Source organism: Sphingomonas sp. HMP9, assembly GCF_013374115.1.
Taxonomy (GTDB): Bacteria; Pseudomonadota; Alphaproteobacteria; order Sphingomonadales; family Sphingomonadaceae; genus Sphingomonas.
The window spans coordinates 3,191,250-3,214,203 of record NZ_AP022673.1 but is presented as its reverse complement, the minus strand read 5'-3'; the positions used below and the strand labels follow the sequence as shown (position 1 = coordinate 3,214,203).

At 67.1% G+C, this 22,954-nt stretch carries 24 protein-coding genes; 13 read left to right on the top strand and 11 right to left on the bottom strand.

All coding sequences use genetic code 11. The features are described 5' to 3' along the window. Positions 1-132: 132 nt before the first annotated feature. Complete coding sequence (locus HMP09_RS14480) at positions 133-1,152, bottom strand: NAD(P)H-dependent flavin oxidoreductase (RefSeq protein ID WP_176500946.1); 1,020 nt, start codon at positions 1,150-1,152, stop codon at positions 133-135. A 97-nt stretch (positions 1,153-1,249) separates the two neighbouring features. Next, positions 1,250-2,503 (bottom strand): aspartate kinase, encoded by a 1,254-nt coding sequence (locus HMP09_RS14475; RefSeq protein ID WP_176501796.1) that lies wholly within the window; start codon positions 2,501-2,503, stop codon positions 1,250-1,252. Between the two features lie 121 nt (positions 2,504-2,624). On the opposite strand from HMP09_RS14475, the gene ubiG reads away from it, so the two are divergent. Together ubiG and HMP09_RS14465 are read left to right on the top strand one after the other, a co-directional pair. After that, positions 2,625-3,296 carry a bifunctional 2-polyprenyl-6-hydroxyphenol methylase/3-demethylubiquinol 3-O-methyltransferase UbiG gene (gene ubiG, locus HMP09_RS14470; RefSeq protein ID WP_443026470.1) on the top strand — a complete coding sequence of 224 codons (672 nt, stop codon included), beginning with the start codon at positions 2,625-2,627 and terminating at the stop codon, positions 3,294-3,296. A gap of 209 nt (positions 3,297-3,505) precedes the next feature. After that, positions 3,506-4,930, top strand: coding sequence for a DUF2029 domain-containing protein (locus HMP09_RS14465; protein WP_232090336.1), 1,425 nt, complete (start codon positions 3,506-3,508; stop codon positions 4,928-4,930). Here the strand turns inward: HMP09_RS14465 and HMP09_RS14460 are convergent. From HMP09_RS14460 to HMP09_RS14450, 3 genes are read right to left on the bottom strand one after another with little or no spacing between them, the layout of a single operon-like run. Beyond that, positions 4,872-6,056: a glycosyltransferase gene (locus tag HMP09_RS14460; protein ID WP_176500945.1), complete on the bottom strand. Its 1,185-nt coding sequence runs from the start codon at positions 6,054-6,056 to the stop codon at positions 4,872-4,874. The genes HMP09_RS14465 and HMP09_RS14460 overlap by 59 nt on opposite strands. 25 nt (positions 6,057-6,081) lie before the next feature. Next, positions 6,082-6,609 carry a DUF2141 domain-containing protein gene (locus HMP09_RS14455; protein ID WP_176500944.1) on the bottom strand — a complete coding sequence of 176 codons (528 nt, stop codon included), beginning with the start codon at positions 6,607-6,609 and terminating at the stop codon, positions 6,082-6,084. Then, positions 6,606-7,529, bottom strand: coding sequence for a hypothetical protein (locus HMP09_RS14450; RefSeq protein ID WP_176500943.1), 924 nt, complete (start codon positions 7,527-7,529; stop codon positions 6,606-6,608). The genes HMP09_RS14455 and HMP09_RS14450 overlap by 4 nt, the downstream gene beginning before the upstream one ends. Before the next feature lie 159 nt (positions 7,530-7,688). Here HMP09_RS14450 and HMP09_RS14445 point away from each other — a divergent pair, with 159 nt between their 5' ends. Beyond that, the gene (locus tag HMP09_RS14445; protein ID WP_176500942.1) at positions 7,689-8,753 is read left to right on the top strand and encodes a glycosyltransferase; all 1,065 of its coding nucleotides are present in this window, start codon (positions 7,689-7,691) and stop codon (positions 8,751-8,753) included. A 97-nt stretch (positions 8,754-8,850) separates the two neighbouring features. Here HMP09_RS14445 and HMP09_RS14440 read toward each other — a convergent pair whose 3' ends face one another. From HMP09_RS14440 to pyrE, 5 genes are all read right to left on the bottom strand, one after another. Then, complete coding sequence (locus tag HMP09_RS14440) at positions 8,851-9,912, bottom strand: AI-2E family transporter (RefSeq protein ID WP_176500941.1); 1,062 nt, start codon at positions 9,910-9,912, stop codon at positions 8,851-8,853. 1 nt (position 9,913) lies between these two features. Further along, positions 9,914-10,897, bottom strand: a complete 984-nt coding sequence (lepB, locus tag HMP09_RS14435) for a signal peptidase I (protein WP_176500940.1) — start codon at positions 10,895-10,897, stop codon at positions 9,914-9,916. Further along, a complete protein-coding gene (gene acpS / locus HMP09_RS14430) occupies positions 10,894-11,319 on the bottom strand; it encodes a holo-ACP synthase (protein ID WP_176500939.1) in 426 nt (141 codons plus the stop codon). The genes lepB and acpS overlap by 4 nt, the downstream gene beginning before the upstream one ends. A 123-nt stretch (positions 11,320-11,442) precedes the next feature. Further along, positions 11,443-12,183, bottom strand: coding sequence for a pyridoxine 5'-phosphate synthase (locus HMP09_RS14425; protein ID WP_176500938.1), 741 nt, complete (start codon positions 12,181-12,183; stop codon positions 11,443-11,445). Beyond that, the gene (pyrE, locus tag HMP09_RS14420) at positions 12,180-12,764 is read right to left on the bottom strand and encodes an orotate phosphoribosyltransferase (RefSeq protein WP_176500937.1); all 585 of its coding nucleotides are present in this window, start codon (positions 12,762-12,764) and stop codon (positions 12,180-12,182) included. The genes HMP09_RS14425 and pyrE overlap by 4 nt, the downstream gene beginning before the upstream one ends. Positions 12,765-13,113: 349 nt before the next feature. Here pyrE and coxB point away from each other — a divergent pair, with 349 nt between their 5' ends. After that, positions 13,114-14,250: a cytochrome c oxidase subunit II gene (coxB, locus tag HMP09_RS14415; RefSeq protein ID WP_232090334.1), complete on the top strand. Its 1,137-nt coding sequence runs from the start codon at positions 13,114-13,116 to the stop codon at positions 14,248-14,250. A 1-nt stretch (position 14,251) separates the two neighbouring features. Beyond that, positions 14,252-15,913, top strand: coding sequence for a cytochrome c oxidase subunit I (ctaD, locus tag HMP09_RS14410; RefSeq protein WP_176500936.1), 1,662 nt, complete (start codon positions 14,252-14,254; stop codon positions 15,911-15,913). A 23-nt stretch (positions 15,914-15,936) separates the two neighbouring features. Here the strand turns inward: ctaD and HMP09_RS14405 are convergent, their stop codons facing one another. Next, positions 15,937-16,173, bottom strand: a complete 237-nt coding sequence (locus HMP09_RS14405; RefSeq protein WP_176500935.1) for a hypothetical protein — start codon at positions 16,171-16,173, stop codon at positions 15,937-15,939. Positions 16,174-16,453: 280 nt separating this feature from the next. Between HMP09_RS14405 and HMP09_RS14400 the strand changes: the two genes are divergently transcribed. The 8 genes from HMP09_RS14400 (at position 16,454) to HMP09_RS14365 (ending at position 22,666) form a co-directional block, all read left to right on the top strand. Further along, positions 16,454-17,353, top strand: coding sequence for a heme o synthase (locus HMP09_RS14400; protein ID WP_176500934.1), 900 nt, complete (start codon positions 16,454-16,456; stop codon positions 17,351-17,353). Beyond that, positions 17,350-17,496: a hypothetical protein gene (locus tag HMP09_RS14395; protein WP_176500933.1), complete on the top strand. Its 147-nt coding sequence runs from the start codon at positions 17,350-17,352 to the stop codon at positions 17,494-17,496. Before HMP09_RS14400 ends, HMP09_RS14395 begins: the two co-directional genes overlap by 4 nt. Then, entirely contained in the window at positions 17,496-18,047 is a 552-nt protein-coding gene (locus HMP09_RS14390; RefSeq protein ID WP_176500932.1) for a cytochrome c oxidase assembly protein, read from the top strand. Before HMP09_RS14395 ends, HMP09_RS14390 begins: the two co-directional genes overlap by 1 nt. Positions 18,048-18,076: 29 nt before the next feature. Continuing rightward, entirely contained in the window at positions 18,077-19,003 is a 927-nt protein-coding gene (locus HMP09_RS14385; protein WP_176500931.1) for a cytochrome c oxidase subunit 3, read from the top strand. A 274-nt stretch (positions 19,004-19,277) separates the two neighbouring features. Further along, positions 19,278-19,661, top strand: coding sequence for a DUF983 domain-containing protein (locus tag HMP09_RS14380; protein WP_176500930.1), 384 nt, complete (start codon positions 19,278-19,280; stop codon positions 19,659-19,661). A gap of 62 nt (positions 19,662-19,723) precedes the next feature. Beyond that, the gene (locus HMP09_RS14375) at positions 19,724-20,269 is read left to right on the top strand and encodes an SURF1 family cytochrome oxidase biogenesis protein (RefSeq protein WP_176501792.1); all 546 of its coding nucleotides are present in this window, start codon (positions 19,724-19,726) and stop codon (positions 20,267-20,269) included. A gap of 130 nt (positions 20,270-20,399) precedes the next feature. Continuing rightward, the gene (gene thrC / locus HMP09_RS14370) at positions 20,400-21,800 is read left to right on the top strand and encodes a threonine synthase (protein ID WP_176500929.1); all 1,401 of its coding nucleotides are present in this window, start codon (positions 20,400-20,402) and stop codon (positions 21,798-21,800) included. After that, on the top strand, positions 21,797-22,666 hold the full coding sequence (locus tag HMP09_RS14365) for a class I SAM-dependent methyltransferase (RefSeq protein WP_176500928.1): 870 nt from the start codon (positions 21,797-21,799) through the stop codon (positions 22,664-22,666). The genes thrC and HMP09_RS14365 overlap by 4 nt, the downstream gene beginning before the upstream one ends. Positions 22,667-22,954: the final 288 nt, after the last annotated feature.

Sequence of the window (22,954 nt, the reverse complement as noted above, 5' to 3'; positions counted from 1 at the left end):
CTCCCCCGCCAGGGGGAGGTGGCAGGCGTCAGGCTGACGGAGGGGGCGGTCAGCGCTGACCGCTGTTCCGTGTCCTCCCCCTCCGTCGCCTTCGGCGCCACCTCCCCCTTGCGGGGGAGGATCGGGGTCGTCTCAGGCCGCGCGCGCTTCCAGCGCCGCCGCGGCCTGCGCCATCAGCCCGCCAATGATGTCCGCGACCGGCTCCTCGCGCTTGACCATGCCGACCGACTGGCCCGCCATCACCGAGCCATGCTCGATATCGCCGTCGATCACCGCGCGGCGCAGCGCGCCTGCCCAGTAATGCTCGATCTGCAACTGCGCCTCGGCCATTTCCACGCGGCCGCCATCCAGATGACCGGCGACTTCACGCTGCTTGGCGGTGAACAGCTCGCTCGACGCGTTCTTCAGCGCGCGGACCGGAATGACCGGAAGCCGCGCGTCGATCTGCACACTGGCGATCGCATCGCGCGCCGAGGCCCGGATGAACGCCTTCTTGAAATTGGCGTGCGCGATCGATTCGGTCGCGCACACGAACAGCGTGCCGAGCTGGACGCCCGCCGCACCCATGTCGAGATAGCCCGCAATCGCCTCGCCGCGGCCGATCCCGCCCGCGACGAACACAGGCACCTGCTCGGCGATCTCGGGCAGCATCTCCTGCGCGAGCACGCTGGTCGAGACCGGGCCGATATGCCCGCCGGCTTCCATGCCCTCGATCACCAGCGCGTCGACGCCGCTGCGAATCAGCTTTTTCGCGAGCGCCAGCGCGGGCGAGAACGCGATGAGCTTGGCCCCCGTCTCCTTGATCGCCTCGATGCTGCCCTTGGGCGGCAGGCCACCGGCGAGCACGACATGGCCGACCTTGTGCTTGGCGCAGACCGCGACCAGTTCGAACAGCGCAGGGTGCATCGTGATCAGGTTCACGCCGAACGGCTTGTCCGTCAGCGCCCTGGTCGCGGCGATCTCGGTGTCGAGCAACGCGGGCGTCATCGCCCCGCACGCGATCACGCCGAACCCGCCCGCGTTGGAAATCGCGGAGACGAGATGCCGCTCGGACACCCACGACATCGCGCCGCCGAGGATGGCGACCTCGGACCCGAGGAATTCCGCGCCGCGCGCCATGCGGCGCTGAAGCCGGTCGCTACCGATGGTCATTACAAAACTCCCGTTCGTGTCGAGCCGAGTCGAAAAACCCCGCGCGATATCCGTGACATATTTCTCGACTACGCTCGAAACGAACGGACGGTGTCCGTCAAGCCGCATCCTCGGCATCGAGCCCGTAGGCGGTGTGCAGCACGCGCACCGCGAGCTCGGTATAATCCTCCTCGATCAGCACGCTGACCTTGATCTCCGAGGTCGCGATCGCCTGGATGTTGATCCCGCGCTCGCCCAGCGTCGTGAACATCGTCGAGGCGACGCCCGCATGGCTGCGCATCCCGACGCCGACCACCGAGACCTTGGCGACGCGCGTGTCGTGGACGATCGTCGCATAGCCGATCGCGTCCTTCGCCTTGTCGAGGATATCGAGCGAGCGCGCGAGGTCCGCGGCGGGCACGGTGAAGGTGACGTCGGTCGAGCCAGTCGAATGCGCGACGTTCTGCACGATCATGTCGACATTGATGCCGCCATCGGCGAGCGGCGCGAAGATCGCCGCGACCGAGCCGGGGCGATCGCTGACCTGCGTCAACGTGATCTTCGCCTCATTCTTATCGTGCGCGATGCCGGTGATGAGCTGGCGTTCCATATCGTCGATTTCCTCTTCGCCCACGATCAACGTGCCACGATGTCCGTCATTTGTATCGCCATCCTCGAACGAGGACAGCACGCGCACGCGCACATTCTCTTTCATCGCCAGGCCGACAGACCGGGTCTGCAGCACCTTGGCGCCGACGCTGGCGAGTTCCAGCATCTCCTCATACGTCACCTTGCCGAGCTTCCGCGCGCGAGGGACGATTCGGGGGTCGGTGGTGTAGACGCCGTCGACATCGGTATAGATGTCGCAGCGATCCGCCTTCATCGCCGCCGCGATCGCGACCGCCGACGTGTCCGAACCGCCACGCCCCAAGGTGGTGACGCGCTGCCCGTCCGCCACGCCCTGGAAACCGGGGATCACGGCAACGATACCGTCCGCAAGGCTCGCGTCGAGCGCGGCGGTGTCGATCTCGCCGATCCGTGCCGAGCCGTGCGCATCCGACGTGTTGATCGGCAACTGCCAGCCGAGCCACGAGCGCGCCTTGCAGCCCGCCGCCTGGAGCGCGATCGCGAGCAAGCCGCTCGTAATCTGCTCGCCCGCGGAGACGACGACGTCATATTCCTTGGCATCGTACAGCGACGAGGCTTCGCGGCAGAAGCCGACCAGCCGATCGGTCTCGCCCGCCATCGCCGAGACGACGACGGCGACCTGGTTGCCCGCATCGACTTCGCGCTTCACGCGCGCCGCGACGTTGCGGATACGCTCGATACCCGCCATCGACGTGCCACCGAATTTCATCACGATACGGGCCATGAACTGCGCAAATCCCTTTGGGTCGAAGCGGCGGCCCTGATAGGTAGCGCGCATGAAACTGGCAAGCGACACGCTCATGAACGCAACAATCGATCCGAACGAGGCCGCGCACTTCGGTGCGATGGCGGCGGACTGGTGGGATCCGAAGGGCTCGTCAGCCCCCTTGCACAAGCTGAACCCGCCGCGCCTGCGCTATATCCGCGAGCAGGTCGACGCGCATTGGAGCGGCGACGGGTCGAGCTTCACGCCGCTGGCGGGCAAGAGCGCGCTCGACGTCGGTTGCGGCGCGGGGCTGCTGTGCGAACCGCTCGCGCGGCTCGGCGCGGCGGTGACCGGGATCGACGCGGCGCCCGAGAATATCGCGGTGGCGGAGGTCCATGCGGCGCAAAGCGGCCTCGCGATCGATTATCGCGCGGGCGGCGTCGAGGGGCTCGTCGGGCAGTATGATCTGGTCACTAGCTTAGAAGTGATCGAGCATGTCAGCGATCCGGCGGGCTTCGTCCGCGGCCTGTCGCGCGTACTGGCGGACGGGGGGCTGCTGATCCTGTCGACGCCGAACCGCACGCCGTTGTCGCGGATCGCGATGATCACCGTGGCGGAGGGCACCGGGCGCATTCCGAAGGGCACGCACGACTGGAACAAGTTCCTGACGCCCGAGGAACTGACCGCGCTGCTGAAGGACGCCGGGCTCCGCGTGACGGACACGCGGGGGCTGAGCTTCTCGCCGGCGACCGGGTTCACGCTGAGTGATTCGACGAGCCTCGATTATTTCCTGACTGCGGTAAAAGCCTGACTCGTGCTCCGCCACACCCCACCCCGGCGGAGGCCGGGGCCCAATTGGGAAGGCCGTGGTAATGAAACGACGTCCCTAATCATCACCGTCCCCCAATTGGGCCCCGGCCTCCGCCGGGGTGGGGCTGAGTAATGAAGCGTGTCCCTCCCCTACCTTGTTCACCCGCGAAGGCGGGTGTCCAGACTGGGCCCCCGCCTTCGCGGGTGAACATGCTTTTGATGCTCGCAGCGCTGGCGATCCTCTTCATCGCGCTCGCCCTCCTCCGCCCGGTCGACCACGACGAGAGCCAATATGTCGCCGCCGCCGCGCTCGCTGCCCACGGCCTGCTCCCCTATCGGGACTTCGCCTACCTCCAGACCCCGCTCCAGCCCTATCTCTTCGCACCCGTCGCGCTCGTCGCCGGCCCCTGGACCTGGCCGGCGCTCCGCATCCTCAACGCGCTGCTCGGCGTCGCGACGATCGCCTGCGTCCACGCCGCCGCCCGCACCGTCGGCGCCAAACCCAAGGCCGCGCTCGTCGCGGCAGCGCTGTTCGCGAGCTGCGACATCCTCCTCTTCAGCATCGGCACCGCGCGCAACGACGCGCTCCCCGCCGCGCTGCTCGCCGCCGCCCTCCCCCTGATCGTCCGCCCCGCCACGACCCGCACCACCGCCGCGCTCGCCGGTTTCCTGCTCGCCAGCGCCGCCGCCGCGAAGATCTCCTACGCGTTCCCGGCGCTGGCCTACGGCCTCTACGCGCTGGTCGACCGCCGCCACCGCCCCGTCGCGATCCTGCTTGGCACGCTTCCGGTGGTCGCTTTCGTCGGCTGGACCTATGCCGGCAGCCCGGCCGGGTTCGTGTTCGGCACGCTCACCTTCCCGGCGCGCGGCCCCGCCGAATATTACGCGCTGCGCCCGTGGAAGATGTCCTTCCCGGCCAAGGCGATCGACACGCTCAAGTTCCTCTCGCTCGGCGCGGCCCTGCCCGCGCTCGCGCTGGTCGCCCGCGACGCATGGCGCCGCCGCACAATGGGATTGCTGGATGCGCTGATCCTTGCCGGACTGGTCGCCGCACTCCTGCCGTTCCCGACCTGGCGGCAATATCTCCTCCCCGCCCTGCCGGCGCTGTTCGTCCGCCTGTCGCTGGTCCCGCTCCCGAGCCGCGCGTGGCGAATCGCGTTCGCGATCTTCGCCACCGCCGGTCTCGCCCCCTCGATCGCAGCCCTGGCGGATGCGGAAGGCCTGTCACTCACCGAGGCACTCCGCGAAGGCCAAGCGATCGGTCGCACGCTCGACCACCACGGCCTTGCAGGCCCGATCGCGACGCTTTCGCCGCAAATCCTTCCCGCAGCACATCGCCTGCCGGCCCCCGCCTTCGCCACCGGACCCTTTTATTTCCGCAGCACGAACCTGCTCGACGCGTCCCAGGAACATGCGCTCCACCTGGTCTCCGGCGCACGCCCGGAACTCGACGGATCGACGATCCTCACCGGCGGCGAAGGCCCGGCGACCAGCGGCGATGCCAGTCTGGACCGCGTGCTTGCCACCGCCGCACTCCGCGCCGGCTACGTCGCGATCGCGGTCCCCGGCACTCGCTTCACGCTGTACGTCGCACGCCCTGCTTCGCCGCGACCAGCCCCGCATAATAGTCCATGAGTTCGACCGCATGCTCGCGGTCGCTGCGGACGTGCCGCGCCGCCACCGCCGCCGCGCGCCGCAGCAAAATGCGGTCGCGCGCGAACAACCGGCCGATCGCCGCCGCCGCGCTCTCCGCATCGCGCGCCGCGTACAGCTCGCTGGCATGACGGTCCGCCACCTCCGCGCACCCGCCCGTATCCGGCACGATAAGCGGCAGCCCCGACGCCATCGCCTCTGACGCGACCAGCCCGAACGGCTCGGCTTCCGATCCGTGGATCAGCGCATCGCAACTCGCCATGATCCGCGCGAGCCGCTCGCGATCATAGACCGGCGCGAACATCCGGATATGCGGCGAGCCACCGATCCGCCGCGCGATCGCCTTGCTCTGCGCGCCCGTCCCGATCAGCACCAGCCCGACCGGCAGAGTCGCCCCCGCCCGCGCCACCGCATCGACCACCAGCGGCCAGCGCTTCTCGCCGTGATGCCGCCCGAGCCCGAGCAACAGCATCCCCTCCTCGGGCAAACCGCATTGTCGCAGCAACGCCGCGCGCAACCGCGTGTCGCGCAACTCGGGCGAGAAATGCCCGCGCTCAATCCCCAGCGGCATCGCCGCGTCGATCCTAACGCCACGCGCGCGCAATCGCTTCTCGAGCGCCGGGCCGTTGGTCACGACGACGTCGTATTTCTCGAGGAAGCGGCTCATGTACCGGCTGTACCAGCCGAACCCGCGCTCGATCTGGTCGTGGCTCGCCACGCCCGCGAACCAGCGCTGCGCATAGGCCGCGATATTGTCGTTGTGCATGAAGAAGGACTTTACCGCGCGTCCCTGCCAGTCGCCGACGAACCACGCCGGCCGCCACGGCGAGCAGCACTCGACCACGTCCGGGTCGAGGTCGTCGAGCACGCGGTGGATCGCACCCTCGTCCCAGAACAGCCCGTAGTTGCGATCGAACGGCATCCCCGGCGACTCGAGGTAGATGATCCGCCCGCCGCCCGGCCGCTCCTCGACCCGGTCCTCTCTGCCCGGCGCTACGACGATCAGCTCATGGCCCATATCCGCCATGATCCCCATCTTCCGGTCGACATAGGTCCGCACGCCGCCGCCGGTCGGCGAGTAGAACTCGTTGACGTCGACGATTCTCAACGGCCGATCCTCGCCCGGGTGATCCTCACGGCGTGACCGGCCCGAACCAGCCGAGCCCGCGCAGATATTGCGCGGTGATCCGCACCGCCGTCACCCCCGTGCCGACCGCGACCAGCGCCTGCTCCACCTTCGGCCGCGACCGACCGAGCTTCACGTTGCTCGCAAACCCGGCGCCGTCGGTCCAGAAACTGAACTTGTTCTTCCCGTCGCGATTATGCGTCAGCAACAGCGCGTAGCGACCCGGCTGTGGTGCCCGGATGCACATCGTCATCGGCCCGGTCGCGGGTGTCGGTACGACCACCCGGCGAAACGTCTTGCCCGCCGCGATCAGCACGCGGTCGCCCTTCAGGAAATCCGCTTCGTTGCCGGGATAGAGTTCGAGCTTCAGTTCGCCGGTGCGATCCTTCAGCCCGGTGATCTCGACCGCGATCGCCGGCCCGCCGTCCGTTCCGGCTCCTGGCCGGCACGCGGCCGCATCGCTGCCGAGCACCTGCGCCCCGGCGGATCCCGCAAGTCCGACGATCGCGGCAAGCCCCACACAGCTGCGGATCATGCGCGCAACCGCGTGAGCGCGGCATGGATGCCGAACAGGATGATCAGCGCGACATGCACCACCAACGTCAGCGCGGCGGTGAACGCGATGAGCTCCGACAAGGCCTGATCCTGCCCGATCAGCAGGATCGCGGCGTTGGCGAACAGCAGGTCCTTGTTCGGCACCAGCGGCAGCCGCGACACGAGCAGCCGCCCGGCGGCGAGGAACAGCCACATGCCCACCGGCACGCCCGGCAGCGCGAAATGCCACGCGAACGCGATCAGCACCGATCCGCACAGCAGCCGGATGCAGTGGATCCCGAACACCCACCACAGCTTGGCGCGCGGCAGCGAGAACACGCGGCGCGAGAAGATCAGGAACGGCAGCGAGATCGCCAGCGTCACCGCCGCCGATCCGAGCACCGTCCGGAACTGGTCATGCGTCAGCAGATGCCGGCCGAGCGGCAACGCGATCGCCACCAGCAGCAGCGTGATCGCGTTCCCCGCGATCGCGGACAGGATCGTGACGTCCTTCACCGCGCCGAACGGCGACGCCACCATCCGCGCCTTGGCCCGCGCCCAGGCATAGAAATACGCGTCGCCCGAATAACCGAACACGACCTCGTTCGCGATACGCTTCTTGATCAGCGCGACGAGGCCGCCAAGCGGAATGCCCCACAACCGGCGAAAGATCACATAGTCGCCGGTCGGCGGCGACATGTAGAGCAACCCGAAGCACAGATAGAAACGCGGATCCTGCGGGACCGAGCGCGACAGCCCGGCAAGGCCATGCCCCAGCAGCTCGCGGCCCAGCCCGACGATCATCGCCACCGTCAGTACCGCGCCGATGATCGCGGGCCAGCGGTTGCCCAGCGTCTTGAGCGGCTCGAGCCCGGCGCGCGCGATATCCGCATAGCCCTCGGGCTCGCTCGTCTTCGCCATGCGCGTACTCACTCGTCGTTCCTCAAGCCATTGCCCTCAAAGCCGTTTTGACGCTGGCCGTCCGGTGTAATAGCCGTCCGGCAACACAGGTGCACGCAATGTCGGTTTCAATCGGTCGCGATCTCCGCTTTATCCATCGCGCATTATGATGACCGCGATATGTCAGCCCTGATCGGACCGCCGACCGCACGGCACATCATGACCTATGCGGAGGATCTGCGCGGTGGCGGCGTCGAGCGCGCGCAACTGCGCCTCGCGCGCGGCTGGCTGGCGGCAGGGCGCCGCGTGACGCTGGCGATCGAAAGCATCGACGGGCCCCTGGCGGCCGAACTCCCGGACGGGCTGGAAATCGTTGCGCCCTCGCGGTTGCTTGCGCTGCCGGGTGTCGTGCGGCGTCTCGCGCCCGACATGATCTTCTGCCCCGGCAATTTCTATACCGGGATCGCCGCCTGGACCCGGCTGCGGCTCGGGCGGCATTGCCCGCCGATCGTCGCCAAGATGTCCAACGCGCCCGCGCGTGCCGATCACGGGCGGGCGATGCACGCCGCGCACCAGCTCTGGCTCGCAGGCCACGGACGCTTCCTCGACCACCTCGTCGCGATGACCCCGGCCACGGCCGAAGAAGCCGCGCGCGCGACGCACATGGTCGGGCGGACCAGCGTCATCCCGAACCCGCCGGCGGTGCCGATCCCTGCCGCGCTGCCCGATCTGCCGCCGCGCTACGTTCTCGGCGTAGGCCGGCTCGAACCGCAGAAGCGCTGGGACCGGCTGATCGCCGCGCTGCCGTTGCTGGCGGACCGGACGATACCGCTGGTCATCCTAGGCGAAGGGGGGATGCGCGGCGCGATCGAGGCGCAGATTCGCGCGCTGGGCTTGGGGGACCGGGTTCGCCTGTTCGGCCACAGCACCGACCCGCTGCCGATCATGGCCCGCGCGCAGGTCGTCGTGCTGACCTCGGACTATGAAGGCGTTCCCGGCGTGTTGCGCGAGGCGCTGTCGGTCGGGACGCCGGTGATTTCGACCGACTCCAGCACGGCGGTGGCGGAAATCATCGACCGCGCAGATCGCGGCACGGTCGTCGCACGAGACGATGCGGCGGCGCTGGTTGCTGCGCTGGACGCCTGGCTCGGTCCAAGCACGCAGCGACCAGACCTAGTCCCGCAACCGGGTGCGGACTCAGCCGCGCGCTATCTCGCGCTCTTCGACGAACTGGTAAAGCGCTAGCGCCCTACCGCCCCCCCGTTCCGTCATCCCGGCGTCCGCGGGGATGACAGTGGGTGGGCTTGAACCGGACTGGATGCGAGGAGATCGCTAGATCGAGTCAGGCCTCAGCCTCCACCTTCTCTTCTTCCCGCTCCGATCGGCGCTCCAGCGCGGTCTTGATCATCGCGGTCATCGGGTCAGCCAGCGCCAGCCCCAAAATCCCGAACAGCGCGCTCGCCAGGATCTGCGCGCCCAGCGTCAACGCCGGCGGCAGGTCGACCGTCCGCTTGGCCACCATCGGCACGATCACATAGCCGTCGATCGTCTGCACCACGAGGTACGTGCCGATCGCCCAATAGCCCGTGTCGACGCCCGCGCTGAAGCCGACCGCGACCATCAGCACGCCCGTCACGATCGCGCCGACGTTCGGAATGAACGCCAGTATGCCCGCGATGATGCCGAGCAGCATCGCCATCGGCACGCCGCCGATTGCCAGCGCGATGCCGCTCGCGACACCCTCGACCGCCATGCCCAGCAGGCGTCCCGCGAGCAGCTTGCGCAACGTCGCGCCCATCTTGACCAGCGTCCTGGCGAACTCGGGCCGCAGGTCGACCGGCACCATCCACTGGAGCCCGCGCGAATAGGTGCCCGGATCCATTGCGATGAACAGCCCGAGGATCAGGATCATGAACATGCTCGTGATCGCACCGATCGCGCTGCCGACCCACGACGTCACGCGCCCCACCGACCCGAGCGCCTGCTTGGCGATGCCGTTGACGTCCGACGCGCCCGGCATCAGCCCCTGCGACGTCAGATAGCCGGTGAAGCGGTTGGCCTGCGATTCCAGCGTCGAGCGCAGCTGCATGACCTGTTCGGTCACCTGCACGCCGGTCAGGACGAACGTCCCCACCAGGAAGGCGAACGTCAGCAGCACGACGATCAGCAACCGCCAGCCGCGCCCGATCGGCAACACCCGCCCGAGCAGCCGCACGCCGCCATCGAGCAAGGCCGCGAACACGACGCCGGCAAAGATGATCAGCAACGGCTGGACCAGCACGATCAGCAACGCGATCACACAGGCGAGCCCGAGCCAGATTATCGCGCGCTTCAGTTCCTTGCGCAGGAACGGATCGCGCATCTCGACCGGGCTCAGCTCGTCGACGGTGTTGGTCTCGGCCATCTCAGCTCGCCTTGGCGGGATGCAGCGACGTGCCGGCACGATCCGAACGCAGCGATCCCCACCAGGTCAGCGGGTTGAAGGTCGCGTCGCCATCGAGGCTGAAGGTGATGAACTCCGCGCGGCCGCCAAGATTCTCGTACGGCACCGGCCCACCCAGCCCGAGCTGGCTCAACGCGAACCGGCTGTCTGCGGAGCGATCGCGGTTGTCGCCCATCAGGAAGACGTGGTTCGCGGGGATCGTGACCTCCGCGAAATTGTCGCCCTGGCTGTCGGACTCGAGATCGATCGTCTCGTAGCGACGGCCGTTGGGCAGCGTCTCGGTATAAGTCGGCAGGCGGCACATCTGGCGGCCATCCGGCAACGTCTCGCGCGCACCGGGATAGTCGATCTCGCTGCACGGGCTGTTCGTGTCGACCGGGATCAGCGTGTCGTGAAGCGGGCCGCGCTTCACCGCGACGCCGTTCAGGAACACGATTCCGCCGCGCACGGCGAGCTTGTCGCCGGGCAGCCCGATGACGCGCTTGATATAGTCGTTATGCGTCCCCGGCGGCGTCACGATCACCACGTCGCCGCGCGTCGGCAGCGATCCGAACAGGCGGCCATGCATGAACGGCAGCGACACGCTCCAGCTGTCTTCCTGCTGGCGCAGCACGACGCCCTTGAAGATCGCGACCGGGTTCGGGATCGTCGGCGACACGAACGACCAGCCATAGGCGAACTTGGTCACCACCAGCCGATCGCCGATCCTGAGGCCGGGCAGCATCGATTCGCTGGGGATGTAGAAGGGCTTGGCGATGAAGCTGTGGAAGCCGAGCACGACCAGGATCAGCCAGAAGATCCCCTTCACCTCGCCCCACCAGTCGGTGCCGCGGCGGCGGGGTGTGTCCGGTGCGGAGGCCGTCGGAGCGACGGTGTCGACCGTCGCCGTCTGCTGCGCGAGGGGCTTGTCTGGGAACTCGTTGCCGTCCAACGCCGCGTCCTTCATCGATTCATATCTACGTGAGATATCAGAGGTATAGCTTCGATGATCACAAAGGCCTGCGCCCAGGGGTGATCATCCGTCATCGTCAGATGCACGCGTGCGGCGTGGCCTTCGGGCGTCAGCGCGTCAAGCCTCGCTTTGGCGCCCCCGGTCAACGCCAGCGTCGGCGCCCCGCTGGCCGCGTTGACCACACCGATATCGCGCATGAACACGCCCGCGCGAAACCCGGTCCCGACCGCCTTCGAAAACGCCTCCTTCGCCGCGAACCGCTTGGCGAGCGTCCCCGCCTTGGTGAACGGCCGCCGCGCCGCCTTCGCGCGCTCGGCATCGGTGAACACGCGCGTCTCGAACCGTTCGCCGAACCGCTCGATCGACGCCTGGATGCGCTCGATGTTACACAGGTCGGAGCCGAGCCCGATAATCACGATCGAGTCCCCAACCCGTCGTCCCAAAACCCGTCATCCCAGCGAAAGCTGGGATCTCCCAGTGATAGAGCGCCCCCCTGCGGCCTGATATCCCAGCTTTCGCTGGAATGACGGACGGGCTGTTTACCGCGCCGCATCCATCGCCTCGCGCATCAGCCGCACCGCCTCGCCAAGCCCGACGAACAGCGCCTCGCCCACCAGGAAATGCCCGATGTTCAGCTCGCGAACCTGACGGATCGCCGCGATCGGCGCGACGTTGTCGTAGGTCAGGCCGTGACCCGCATGCACCTCGATGCCGTTCTTCGCCGCGAGCGCCGCCGCATCGGTCAGCCGCCGCAGTTCGACCGTCTGCGCCTCGCCCGACAGTTCCGCATACAGCCCCGTGTGCAATTCGATCACCGGCACCTTGAGCCGCACCGCCGCCTCGATCTGGCGCGCGTCGGGCTCGATGAACAGCGACACGTGGATCCCCGCCCCGCCCAGCGTGTCGACCAGCCGCGCCATCCGGTCGTAATGCCCGGCGACGTCGAGCCCGCCCTCGGTGGTCAGTTCCTCGCGCTTCTCCGGCACGATGCATGCCGCGTGCGGCTTGTGACGCAGCGCGATGCCGAGCATCTCGTCGGTCGCCGCCATCTCCAGGTTGAGCGGGATCGTCAGCTCGGCCGACAGCCGTGCGATGTCGTCGTCGGTAATGTGCCGGCGATCCTCGCGCAGATGCGCGGTGATGCCGTCCGCCCCCGCCGCCGCCGCAACCAGGGCGGCACGAACCGGATCCGGATACCCCGCCCCGCGCGCATTGCGCACGGTCGCGACGTGATCGATGTTGACGCCGAGGCGCAGATGCTCGCTGCCGGGGGGGCTCATGCCGCCGCCCTGCTGCCAGGCTTGATCGCCGGGATCGCCGCGAGTTCGGGCGGCAGCGCGTCCGCCGCATAGGTCGGAACGTCGAGCCGGATCAGCGGGAAGAACGGCACGCCCAGGTCCGCCGTCCCGTTCGAGCGATCGACCAAAGCCGCCGCCGCAACCGTCACGCCCCCCGCGCGTCCGATCGCCGCGATCGCCTCGCGCGACGACAGCCCGGTGGTGACCACGTCCTCCATCATCAGGACCCGCTGGCCCGGCGCCAGACGGAACCCGCGGCGCAGTTCGAACACGCCGTCGGGCCGCTCGAGGAACATCGCCTCGACGCCGAGCGCGCGCGCCATCTCGTGTCCCGCGATCACGCCGCCCATCGCCGGCGACACCACCACGTCGATCTGGTTGCGCAACTCAGCCGGGAGCGACGCCACCAGCGCCTCCGACAACCGAGCCCCCCGCGCGGGGTCCATCAAGACCCGCGCGCATTGCAGGTAGCGCGAACTCCGCAGGCCCGAGGACAGGATGAAATGCCCTTCGAGCAACGCTTCGGCAGCGCGGAATTCGGCGAGCACGTCGTCTTCGGTCATCGCGGGTCATCGCTCCAAAAGGATATGCCGCGCTGATACGAGCGCGGGAATGGCCGCGCAACGACTACCGGCACCTTAATACATCTCCCTCAGTCATCCTGACGAAAGTCAGGATCCAGAGCCATGTAAGTCGCCGTTCGCTACCCTGGATCCTGACTTTCGTCAGGATGACGCGCGGTTAGTGCGGACGCTTCAAGGTCCAGCGCCAGACAAGGCTTGAGGCATCCCCCCCCGCCGCGTATAGCCCCGAACAAATTATAAACAGACATCCGCGCGTCCGTGATATCGGGTTCGCTATAAACCGGGGTCAAGAATAACGATGCGCAAGATGGGGATGAGAGGATTTGCGATGGCAGCGGGGCTCGCACTGGCGAGTCTCGGTGGTGTCGCCGGGCAGGCGGCTCAGCCGGCGGCAGCGGCACCGCAGGCTGCTGCAGCGCCGGGCGGCGTGTCCAACACCGCGCCGACCACGTCGGCCGCGACGCCGACCGCCAACCCGTCCAGCCCCGAACTCGCGATGGACGGTGCCCCCGCGATGACGGCCCAGCCGATGATCGGCCAGCCGACCGACGGCCTGTTCGGCCTCCAGCCTCAGGTCACCAAGAACGGCCAGTTCGCGCACTGGATGCACAATTCGATCCTGGTGCCGACGATCACGATCATCTCTCTGTTCGTGCTCGCGCTGCTGTTCTGGGTGTCGTTCCGCTATCGCCGCGCGCGCAATCCTGTCGCGTCGAAGACCAGCCACAACACCGCGATCGAGATCCTCTGGACGCTCGCGCCGGTCGTGATCCTCGTCCTGATCGCAGTCCCCTCGATCGGGTTGCTCCAGGCACAGTTCAAGCCGGCGCCGTCGGGTGCCGTCACGCTCAAGGCGATCGGCAACCAATGGTATTGGACCTACCAGTATCCGGACAATGGCGGCTTCGAGATCACCGCCAACATGCTGAAGGAAAAGGCTGACGTCGACGCCGGCGAGCGTGGCCGTACCGACGCGGACGGCCCCAAGCTGCTCGCCACCGACAACCGCATCGTCCTCCCCGTCGGCGTACCGATCCGCCTGATCACGACGTCGAACGACGTGATCCACAGCTGGGCGGTCCCCGCATTCTGGATCAAGCTCGACGCGATCCCCGGCCGCCTGAACGAGACGAGCTTTACCATCGACAAGCCCGGCCTGTATTTCGGCCAGTGTTCGGAACTGTGCGGCGCGCGCCACGGCTATATGCCGATCGCGGTCGAGGCCGTTCCGCCTGCGCAATACGCCGCGTGGGTCAAGGCCAAGGGCGGCACGATGCCGACACCCGGCAAGGCCTCCGACAAGGTGATCCCGCAGCCCGGCGCCGATGGCTCCGCGGCGAAGGTCGAGGAGGCGGCGGAAACCGCCAACGCCACCGGCCCGGTCGAGAACGTGACGACTGCCGCTCCTGCCACGACGCAGGGCGCTACATCAAACCCGGCCGGCGCCGGCAACGCGGGACTGTAAGATGACCGACACCGCTCTCAATCCGTCGGCGTTCGTTTCGCACGAAGCGCACGACCATCACGATACCGATCACAAGCCGGGGTTCTTCGCGCGTTGGTTCATGTCGACCAACCACAAGGATATCGGCACGCTGTACCTGATCTTCGCGATCGTCGCGGGGATCATCGGCGGCTCGGTCTCGGGCCTCATGCGCGCCGAGCTCGCGCATCCCGGTATTCAGTATCTCCAGGGCTGGGCGAGCATGCTCCACGGCGGCCCTGCCAGCCTCGACGAATCGCTCCATCTCTGGAACGTGCTCATTACCGCGCACGGCCTGATCATGGTGTTCTTCATGGTCATGCCGGCGATGGTCGGTGGCTTCGGCAACTGGTTCGTGCCGATCATGATCGGCGCGCCCGACATGGCGTTCCCGCGCATGAACAACGTGTCGTTCTGGCTGCTGATCCCCGCCTTCACGCTGCTCCTCGCCTCGCCGTTCTTTGGTGGTGCGGGTAACGGCTGGACGCTCTACGCCCCGCTCTCGACCTATGGCGAGCCCGGGCCGTCGACCGACATGGCGATCCTCGCGCTGCATCTGGCCGGCGCGTCGTCGATCCTCGGCGCGATCAACTTCATCACGACGATCTTCAACATGCGCGCGCCGGGCATGACGCTGCACAAGATGCCGCTGTTCGTGTGGTCGATGCTGGTCACCGCGTTCCTGCTGCTGCTGGCGCTCCCGGTCCTTGCGGCCGCGATCACGATGCTGCTCACCGATCGCAACTTCGGCACGACCTTCTTCGATCCGGCAGGCGGCGGCGACCCCGTCCTGTACCAGCATCTGTTCTGGTTCTTCGGCCATCCCGAAGTCTACATCATGATCCTGCCGGGCTTCGGCATCGTCAGCCAGATCATCTCGACGTTCAGCCGCAAGCCCGTCTTCGGCTATCTCGGCATGGCCTATGCGATGGTCGCGATCGGCGTGGTCGGGTTCGTCGTGTGGGCGCACCACATGTTCACCACCGGTCTCAGCGTGAACACCAAGATGTACTTCACCGCGGCGACGATGGTCATCGCGGTGCCGACCGGCATCAAGATCTTCTCGTGGATCGCGACGATGTGGGGCGGCTCGCTGACCTTCAAGACGCCGATGGTGTGGTCGATCGGGTTCATCTTCATGTTCACCGTCGGCGGCGTGACCGGCGTGGTGCTCGCCAATGGCGGCATCGACGACTACATGCAGGACACGTACTACGTGGTGGCGCATTTCCACTACGTTCTGTCTCTGGGTGCGGTGTTCTCGCTGTTCGCGGGCTTCTATTACTGGTTCCCGAAGATGTCGGGCAAGATGTACAACGAGTTCCTCGGCCAGCTGCACTTCTGGGTGTTCTTCATCGGCGTGAACGTCATGTTCTTCCCGATGCATTTCCTCGGCCTCCAGGGTATGCCGCGCCGCATCCCGGACTATACGCCGCAGTATGAGCATTGGAACACGGTCGCCTCGGTCGGCTACATGATCATGGCCGCGGGCATGGTGGTGTTCTTCGTCAACCTGATCTGGTCGATGATCGCGGGCAAGCCTGCGGGCGACAATCCTTGGGGCGACGGTGCGACGACGCTGGAGTGGACGATCTCTTCACCGCCGCCATACCACCAGTTCGAGACGCTGCCGCGGATCGACTAGGATGCGAGGCGGCGTAGCGACAGCTACGCGCCGGTGCGGCTGAGCCGCACCCATCCGAACGGCCAGCGCGGCAACGCCGCGTCCGACGACACGGGACTTGCTCCCGTGTCGGGGCCAGCCAGGAAAGAGAAGGCCTCGGGGAAACCCGGGGCTTTTTTTGGGCCGATACCACGCCACCGCAATGCCGCGAACGCTCCCCCGCCCACGCCCGTCATCCTGAAGAAAGTCAGGACCCAGGGTTCGACAGCATCGTTCTCCATGCCCCTGGGTCCTGACTTTCGTCAGGACGACGGCGCGGGTGGATCGGCGGGGCGCCTAGTCCGCCGAAGCCGATCACTTCAGCGAAAGCCGGGTCTCACCGTGAGAGGTCGGTCGCGCACAACGCAGGCAGACCCGGCTTTAGCTGGGTGACGGGTGTACAAAGCGACGGAGATCGCGATCCCATACCCACCCCTATCCTCGCTGGTTTCGCAACCACGCGGCGCGCGCAGCCACACCGCTTTCCTCAAGCCCCCGCAGCGCGTATAGCATACCCGAACCATGACACCTGCCACTCCCCTCCTGCCACCGGCGCATTGGCGCGACTTCCTGGCGCTGACCAAGCCGCGCGTGATGACGCTCGTCGTCTTCACCGGGCTGTGCGGCATGCTGGCCGCCCCCGTGGGCGTACATCCGGTGATCGGCTTCACCGCGATCCTCTGCATCGCGCTCGGCGCGGGCGCGGCGGGCGCGCTCAATCAATGGTACGAGTCGGACATCGACGCGGTCATGCGCCGCACGCAGAAACGCCCGCTTCCCGATGGCCGGATGGAACGTCAAGCGGCGCTCCATTTCGGCGTCGGGCTCGGCGCATTCTCGGTCCTGTTCATGGGGTTCGCGGTCAACGCGTTCGCCGCCGCGATCCTGACCGTCTCGATCCTGTTCTACGTGCTGGTCTACACCGTCTGGCTCAAGCGCCGCACGCCGCAGAACATCGTCATCGGCGGCGCCGCCGGCGCGTTCCCGCCGCTGATCGGCTGGGCAGCCGCGACCGGTAATATCGCGCTGCTCCCCGTCCTGCTGTTCTTGTTCGTGTTCCTGTGGACGCCGCCGCATTTCTGGGCGCTCGCGCTGTTCATGAAGAGCGATTATGCCGCCGCGGGTGTGCCGATGCTCCCCGTCGTATCCGGCGAGCGCACCACCCGGACGCAGATCGGGCTCTACACCATCCCAATGGCGGCGGTGGCGATCCTGCCCTGGCCGCTCGGGCTGACCGGCGCGATCTACGGCATGGCGGCGGTTCTGCTCACCGGCTGGTTCGCGCTGCTCGCGGTCCGTGTCGCCAAACGCACCACGCATGCCGATGATGCGATGAAACCGGAGAAGGCCTTGTTCAAATACTCGATCCTGTATCTGTTCGTGATGTTCGGCGCGCTGGTCGTCGACCGGTGGTTCGCATGACGCCCTCAGAGCCCAACCAGGCCGACCTGATCCGCAGCCGCCAGCGCGGGCGCGCGCGCGTCATGGCGCTGCTCCTCGGCGCGTTCGTCATCCTCGTCTTCGCGATCTCGATCGCCAAGATTCGTGCGGGCATGCCGCACTGATGGCCGGCTGGAAGGCGATGTCGCGCACCAATCGCACCGCGGCGCTCGCCGTGCTCTTCATCTGTTTCATGACCGGGCTCGCCTGGGCGAGTGTGCCGCTCTACCGCCTGTTCTGTTCGGTCACCGGCCTTAACGGCACGACGCAGCGCGGACTGGTCGCCCCCGGCGCGGTCGATCACCAGATCCGGGTCGATTTCGACACCAATGTCAGCCCCAAGCTGCCGTGGAAGTTCGTCCCCGAAAACCGCTCGGACACGATCGCGATCGGCGCGCGCGACATGGCGTTCTTCACTGCGACAAACACGTCGACCAAACCGCTCACCGGCACCGCGACGTTCAACGTCCAGCCTGCGCAGGCGGGCAAGTATTTCACCAAGATCCAGTGTTTCTGCTTCACGCAGCAGACGCTCAAGCCCGGCGAAACCGCGCGGATGCCGGTGATCTTTTTCGTCGATCCCAAGATCCTGAGCGATCCGGACGCGGCCGATATCCAGACGATCACGCTCAGCTACACGTTTTACCCGGTGGATTCCGCGAAAAACGCAAGCTAGGACGGGCGCAAAGAGAATAGGGGAGTTCCATGGCCGGCGCGAAGAACCACGAGTATCACATCCTGCCACCCAGCGTCTGGCCGTTGGTCGGATCGATGTCCGCGCTGATCATGGCGGTCGGTGGCATCATGTGGATGCATGGCGGCCATATCGACAAGCCCAATGGCGGCGGCTGGATCTTCTTCATCGGCCTCGCCGGCCTGCTTTTCACCTTCTACAGCTGGTGGGCACAGGTCATCAAGGAAGCGCATGCGGGCGATCACACCCCCGTCGTCCAGCTGCATTTCCGCTACGGCATGATCCTGTTCATCGCCTCCGAGGTAATGTTCTTCGTCGGCTGGTTCTGGGCGTTCTTCGACTTCTCGCTGTTCCCGACCGCGATGACCTATGCCGATGGCAGCGTCACACGCGCGGTCGAAGGCGGCGCGGCGATGATCGCGCAGTGGCCGCCCAAGGGCCTGACGGTCATCAACCCGTTCGAACTGCCGCTGCTCAACACGCTGATCCTGCTCACCTCGGGCACCACCGTGACCTGGGCGCACCACGCGCTGATCCACAACCAGCGCGGCGGCGAGAAGACCGGACTGTGGGGCCTGATCGGCGTCGGCAACCGCGACGGCGTGCTCAAGGGCCTGTGGCTCACCGTGATCCTCGGCGCGCTGTTCAGTTCGATCCAGGCCTATGAATACGTCCACGCACCGTTCCCGTTCAAGGGGATCAACTACGGCGCGGCGTTCTTCATGGCGACCGGGTTCCACGGCTTCCACGTGCTGATCGGCACGATCTTCCTGATCGTCTGCCTCGTCCGCGCCTATCGCGGCGATTTCACCCCGCGCCAGCATTTCGGGTTCGAGGCGGCGGCCTGGTACTGGCATTTCGTCGACGTGGTGTGGCTGTTCCTGTTCGTCACCGTCTATGTCTGGGGCGGCTGGGGCGCCCCCGTCCACGGCGGTTGATCGTCGACGGTTTTGGAGTGCGTCACCGCCCCGGTAGGCGCCACCCCGGCGGAGGCCGGGGCCCAGTTGGCAAGGTCGTAGTAACGACACGCTGCCCTGCCTTAGCAACGTCTCCCACCTGGGCCCCGGCCTCCGCCGGGGTGGTGGCCTTTGCTGGTAAGGCACTAACGCACGCCAATTGTGGCACCCGCCTCCTGTTCTCCCGCAAAGGCGGGAGCCCAGTCTGGATCCCCGCCTTCGCGGGGATGCACAGCCGTCAGGAGGCGATAACGCCATGACCGAAGACCCCTACCCCCTCGCCACCGCCCCCTCGATCGCGCAGGTCGCGCTCAAGGGCCTGTGCCCGCGCTGCGGCAGGCCCACCCTCTTCGCGAAATGGTCCAACTTCGCCGACCGCTGCCCGAACTGCGGCCTCGACTTCACCAAGTTCAACGTCGGCGACGGCCCCGCCGCGTTCCTGACGCTGATCCTGGGCGCACTCGTCGTCGCGCTCGCGATCACGCTGGAACTCAAGGTTCATCCGCCGCGCTGGCTGCACATGCTGATCTGGATCCCGTTCACCGCCGGCGGCGTCGTCCTGTCGCTGCGCGCCGCGAAGGGCGCGCTCATGTCCGCCGAATATCGCAACGCCGCGCGCGAGGGCAAAATCGAACCGTGACTCGTCCTGCTAAGCGCATCCCCGTTATCCCGACCATCCTCGTCACGCTCGCGATCGCGGCGATGATCGGCCTCGGCCTGTGGCAACTTCTCGACCGCCTCCCGAAAAAGGAGGCGTTCCTTGCCCAGCTCGCTGCCAACCCCGCCAAGCCGCCCATGGCGTTCCCGCGCCTTCCCGACGAGACGCTCCTGTTCCGCCGCGCCTCGGGCCTCTGCCTCCAGCCGACAGACATCACGCTCGCCGGCGCCGGCAAATCCGGCTTCCGCGCGATCGCCCAGTGCCGGACCGGCGCCGACGGCCCCGGCATGGTCGTCCAGCTCGGCACGACGCGTGATCCGATGACCAAGGTCGTCTGGGCCGGTGGCGAAGTCTCGGGCTTCATCAGCCACGCGCCCGACCGCCGCTCGCTGATCGGCTCGCTGTTCGATCATACGCCACAGCGCCTGATGCTCGTCGCGGACACCCCGCAAGCGGGACTGAACCCCAACGGCAAGCCCGACATCGCCTCGGTACCGAACAACCACCTGGCTTATGCGGGCCAATGGTTCTTCTTCGCAGCCATCGCCGCGATCATCTACACCCTCGCGCTACGCCGCCGCCCGCGCTAGCCGTTCTCCTGCGAACGCAGGAGCCCAGGGTACCGCACGCATCGCTCCCAAACCCTGGAGTCCTGCGTTCGCAGGAAAACGGAAACCGCGTAGCTTGTTCGCTTCCGCTCAGCCCGCTAACCGACAAACCATGCGTTACATCAGCACCCGCGGTTCCGCCCCCGTCCTCGATTTCGAAGCGGCAACGCTCGCCGGCCTCGCCTCCGACGGCGGGCTGTATCTTCCCGAGGCATGGCCGACGCTAAGTCGCGACGAAATCACGGCGCTCGCCGGTCTCTCCTATGTCGACACCGCGGTTGCGGTAATGGCCCCGTTCGTCGGCGATGCGATGACCCGCGAGGAACTGAAGGCGCTCTGCGACCAGGCCTATGGCCGCTTCTCGCACGCCGCCGTGGCGCCGCTGGTCCAGCTCGATCACGACCAGTGGCTGCTCGAACTGTTCCACGGCCCGACGCTCGCGTTCAAGGACGTCGCGCTCCAGTTGCTCGGGCTGTTCTTCGAACGCTTCCTCGCCGGCACCGACAAGCGCCTGACGATCGTCGGCGCGACCAGTGGCGATACCGGCTCGGCGGCGATCGACGCAGTCGCGGGGCGCGAGGGCATCGACATCTTCATGCTCCACCCGGTCGGCCGCATCTCCGACGTGCAGCGCCGCCAGATGACCACGGTGCTCAGCCCCAATGTCTACAACATCGCCATCGAAGGCAGCTTCGACGACGCGCAGGCGCTCGTGAAGGCGATGTTCAACGACCGCGCCTTCTCGACCAAGTTCGCGCTGTCGGCGGTCAACTCCATCAACTGGGCACGGCTGATGGCGCAAGTGGTGTATTTCTTCTACGCCGCGGTCCGCCTCGGCGCGCCCGATCGCGAGGTCGCCTTCGCGGTGCCGACCGGCAATTTCGGCGACGTGTTCGCCGGCTATGTCGCGGCGAAGATGGGTCTCCCCGTCGCCAAGCTGGTCGTCGCGACCAACGTCAACGACATCCTCCACCGCGCGCTCAGCACCGGCGATTATTCGAAGGGGGGCGTCCAGCAGACCCCAACCCCGTCAATGGACATCCAGGTGAGCTCCAACTTCGAGCGCCTGTTGTTCGATCTCGGCGGCCGTGACGGTGCCGCTCTGGCCGCGCAGATGGCCGGGTTCGAAGCCTCGGGCGCGATGCGTCTCACCAACGCGCAGTCGCAAGGGGCCTCGGCCCTCTTCAAGAGCGACCGCGTCGACCTCGACGACATGACGCTCGCGATGCGCTGGGCGCACGAGCATGCCGGCCAAGTGATCGATCCGCACACCGCGATCGGCTTCGCCGCCGCGTTGCGCCTCGACGTGCCGGCGGGCGTTCCCATCGTGACGCTGGCTACCGCGCACCCCGCCAAGTTCGGCGACGCAGTAGAACGCGCCACCGGCGTGCGTCCCTCGCTGCCCGCGCGGGTCGGCGACCTGTTCGACCGCGAGGAACGCTACGCGACGCTCCCCGCGACGTTCGACGCGATCACCGCCTACATCACCGAGCGGGCGAGGCCATCGGCATGAAGCTCGAAACCCTCATCGGCGAACCCTGGGCCGATTACGGCCTGATTGATTCAGGCCACGGCAAGAAGCTCGAACGCTATGGCCGCTTCCGCTTCATCCGCCCCGAACCGCAGGCGATGTGGGCCCCCGCCTCCGCCGACTGGACCGCGCAGGGCGAATTCGTCCCCGGCTCCGACGAGGATGGCGGCGGCCGCTGGGAATTCGCCGAGCCGGTCCCCCGCGAAGGCTGGACGCTGAAGTGGAACGAGGTGTCCTACACCGCGCAGACCACGCCGTTCCGCCACCTCGGCTTCTTCCCCGACATGGCGCCGGTGTGGAGCTGGATGCGCGAGCGCGTCGCCGGGCTCGAGTCGCCTGAATGCATGAACCTGTTCGGCTATACCGGTGTCGGCACGCTCGCGATGGCGACCAAGGGTGTGCGGATGGTCCATGTCGATGCGTCCAAGAAGTCGGTCGAGGCGGCCAAGGCCAACGCCAGGCTCTCGGGCATGGCCGACGCACCGATCCGCTGGATGACCGACGACGCGGCGAAGTTCGTCGCACGCGAGGTTCGGCGGGGGCGGCGGTATGACGGGATCCTGCTCGACCCGCCGAAATATGGTCGCGGGCCGGAGGGCGAGGTGTGGCGTCTCGAGGAAGATCTGCCGAAGCTCATAGCCGATTGCCGCAAGCTGCTCGACGAGAATTCGCGGTTCCTGTTCCTGACGGTTTACGCGGTGCGGATGTCGGCGCTGGCGATCGGCGAGCTGCTCAACCAGGTCTTCGCGGATCTGCCGGGCAAGGTCGAAGTGGGTGAGTTGGGCGTCCGCGAGGAAGCCCGCGGCCTGACGCTCCCCACCGCAATCTGGGCCCGCTGGAGCCGCTGACCCCGACACACACACACACACACTACCACCCCGGCGAAGGCCGGGGCCCAATTGGAAAGGCGGAAGTAACGAGACGCCGTCCGTCCTCAGCGACGTTACCCAATTGGGCCCCGGCCTTCGCCGGGGTGGTGCTACGTTACCTATTCGGGCCCGCTGAAGCCGCTGACACCCATTACCGTTCGTGCCGAGTAGAGACCGATTAGTCCCGAAGGGACGTATCGAGGGCTCGTATCGAGGTACAGGTTTCGCGCGCCAACCTGTCCTTCGATACGCCGTCTCGATACGCTC

Bases quoted from the DNA above. Each gene is read 5' to 3' on its own strand.
- HMP09_RS14480 (WP_176500946.1), bottom strand. From the start codon at position 1,152: ATGACCATCGGTAGCGACCGGCTTCAGCGCCGCATGGCGCGCGGCGCG.
- HMP09_RS14475 (WP_176501796.1), bottom strand. From the start codon at position 2,503: ATGGCCCGTATCGTGATGAAATTCGGTGGCACGTCGATGGCGGGTATC.
- ubiG (WP_443026470.1), top strand. From the start codon at position 2,625: ATGGCGGCGGACTGGTGGGATCCGAAGGGCTCGTCAGCCCCCTTGCAC.
- HMP09_RS14465 (WP_232090336.1), top strand. From the start codon at position 3,506: ATGCTTTTGATGCTCGCAGCGCTGGCGATCCTCTTCATCGCGCTCGCC.
- HMP09_RS14455 (WP_176500944.1), bottom strand. From the start codon at position 6,609: ATGATCCGCAGCTGTGTGGGGCTTGCCGCGATCGTCGGACTTGCGGGA.
- HMP09_RS14450 (WP_176500943.1), bottom strand. From the start codon at position 7,529: ATGGCGAAGACGAGCGAGCCCGAGGGCTATGCGGATATCGCGCGCGCC.
- HMP09_RS14445 (WP_176500942.1), top strand. From the start codon at position 7,689: ATGTCAGCCCTGATCGGACCGCCGACCGCACGGCACATCATGACCTAT.
- HMP09_RS14440 (WP_176500941.1), bottom strand. From the start codon at position 9,912: ATGGCCGAGACCAACACCGTCGACGAGCTGAGCCCGGTCGAGATGCGC.
- lepB (WP_176500940.1), bottom strand. From the start codon at position 10,897: ATGAAGGACGCGGCGTTGGACGGCAACGAGTTCCCAGACAAGCCCCTC.
- HMP09_RS14425 (WP_176500938.1), bottom strand. From the start codon at position 12,183: ATGAGCCCCCCCGGCAGCGAGCATCTGCGCCTCGGCGTCAACATCGAT.
- pyrE (WP_176500937.1), bottom strand. From the start codon at position 12,764: ATGACCGAAGACGACGTGCTCGCCGAATTCCGCGCTGCCGAAGCGTTG.
- coxB (WP_232090334.1), top strand. From the start codon at position 13,114: ATGGCAGCGGGGCTCGCACTGGCGAGTCTCGGTGGTGTCGCCGGGCAG.
- ctaD (WP_176500936.1), top strand. From the start codon at position 14,252: ATGACCGACACCGCTCTCAATCCGTCGGCGTTCGTTTCGCACGAAGCG.
- HMP09_RS14405 (WP_176500935.1), bottom strand. From the start codon at position 16,173: ATGGAGAACGATGCTGTCGAACCCTGGGTCCTGACTTTCTTCAGGATG.
- HMP09_RS14400 (WP_176500934.1), top strand. From the start codon at position 16,454: ATGACACCTGCCACTCCCCTCCTGCCACCGGCGCATTGGCGCGACTTC.
- HMP09_RS14395 (WP_176500933.1), top strand. From the start codon at position 17,350: ATGACGCCCTCAGAGCCCAACCAGGCCGACCTGATCCGCAGCCGCCAG.
- HMP09_RS14390 (WP_176500932.1), top strand. From the start codon at position 17,496: ATGGCCGGCTGGAAGGCGATGTCGCGCACCAATCGCACCGCGGCGCTC.
- HMP09_RS14385 (WP_176500931.1), top strand. From the start codon at position 18,077: ATGGCCGGCGCGAAGAACCACGAGTATCACATCCTGCCACCCAGCGTC.
- HMP09_RS14380 (WP_176500930.1), top strand. From the start codon at position 19,278: ATGACCGAAGACCCCTACCCCCTCGCCACCGCCCCCTCGATCGCGCAG.
- HMP09_RS14375 (WP_176501792.1), top strand. From the start codon at position 19,724: ATGATCGGCCTCGGCCTGTGGCAACTTCTCGACCGCCTCCCGAAAAAG.
- thrC (WP_176500929.1), top strand. From the start codon at position 20,400: ATGCGTTACATCAGCACCCGCGGTTCCGCCCCCGTCCTCGATTTCGAA.
- HMP09_RS14365 (WP_176500928.1), top strand. From the start codon at position 21,797: ATGAAGCTCGAAACCCTCATCGGCGAACCCTGGGCCGATTACGGCCTG.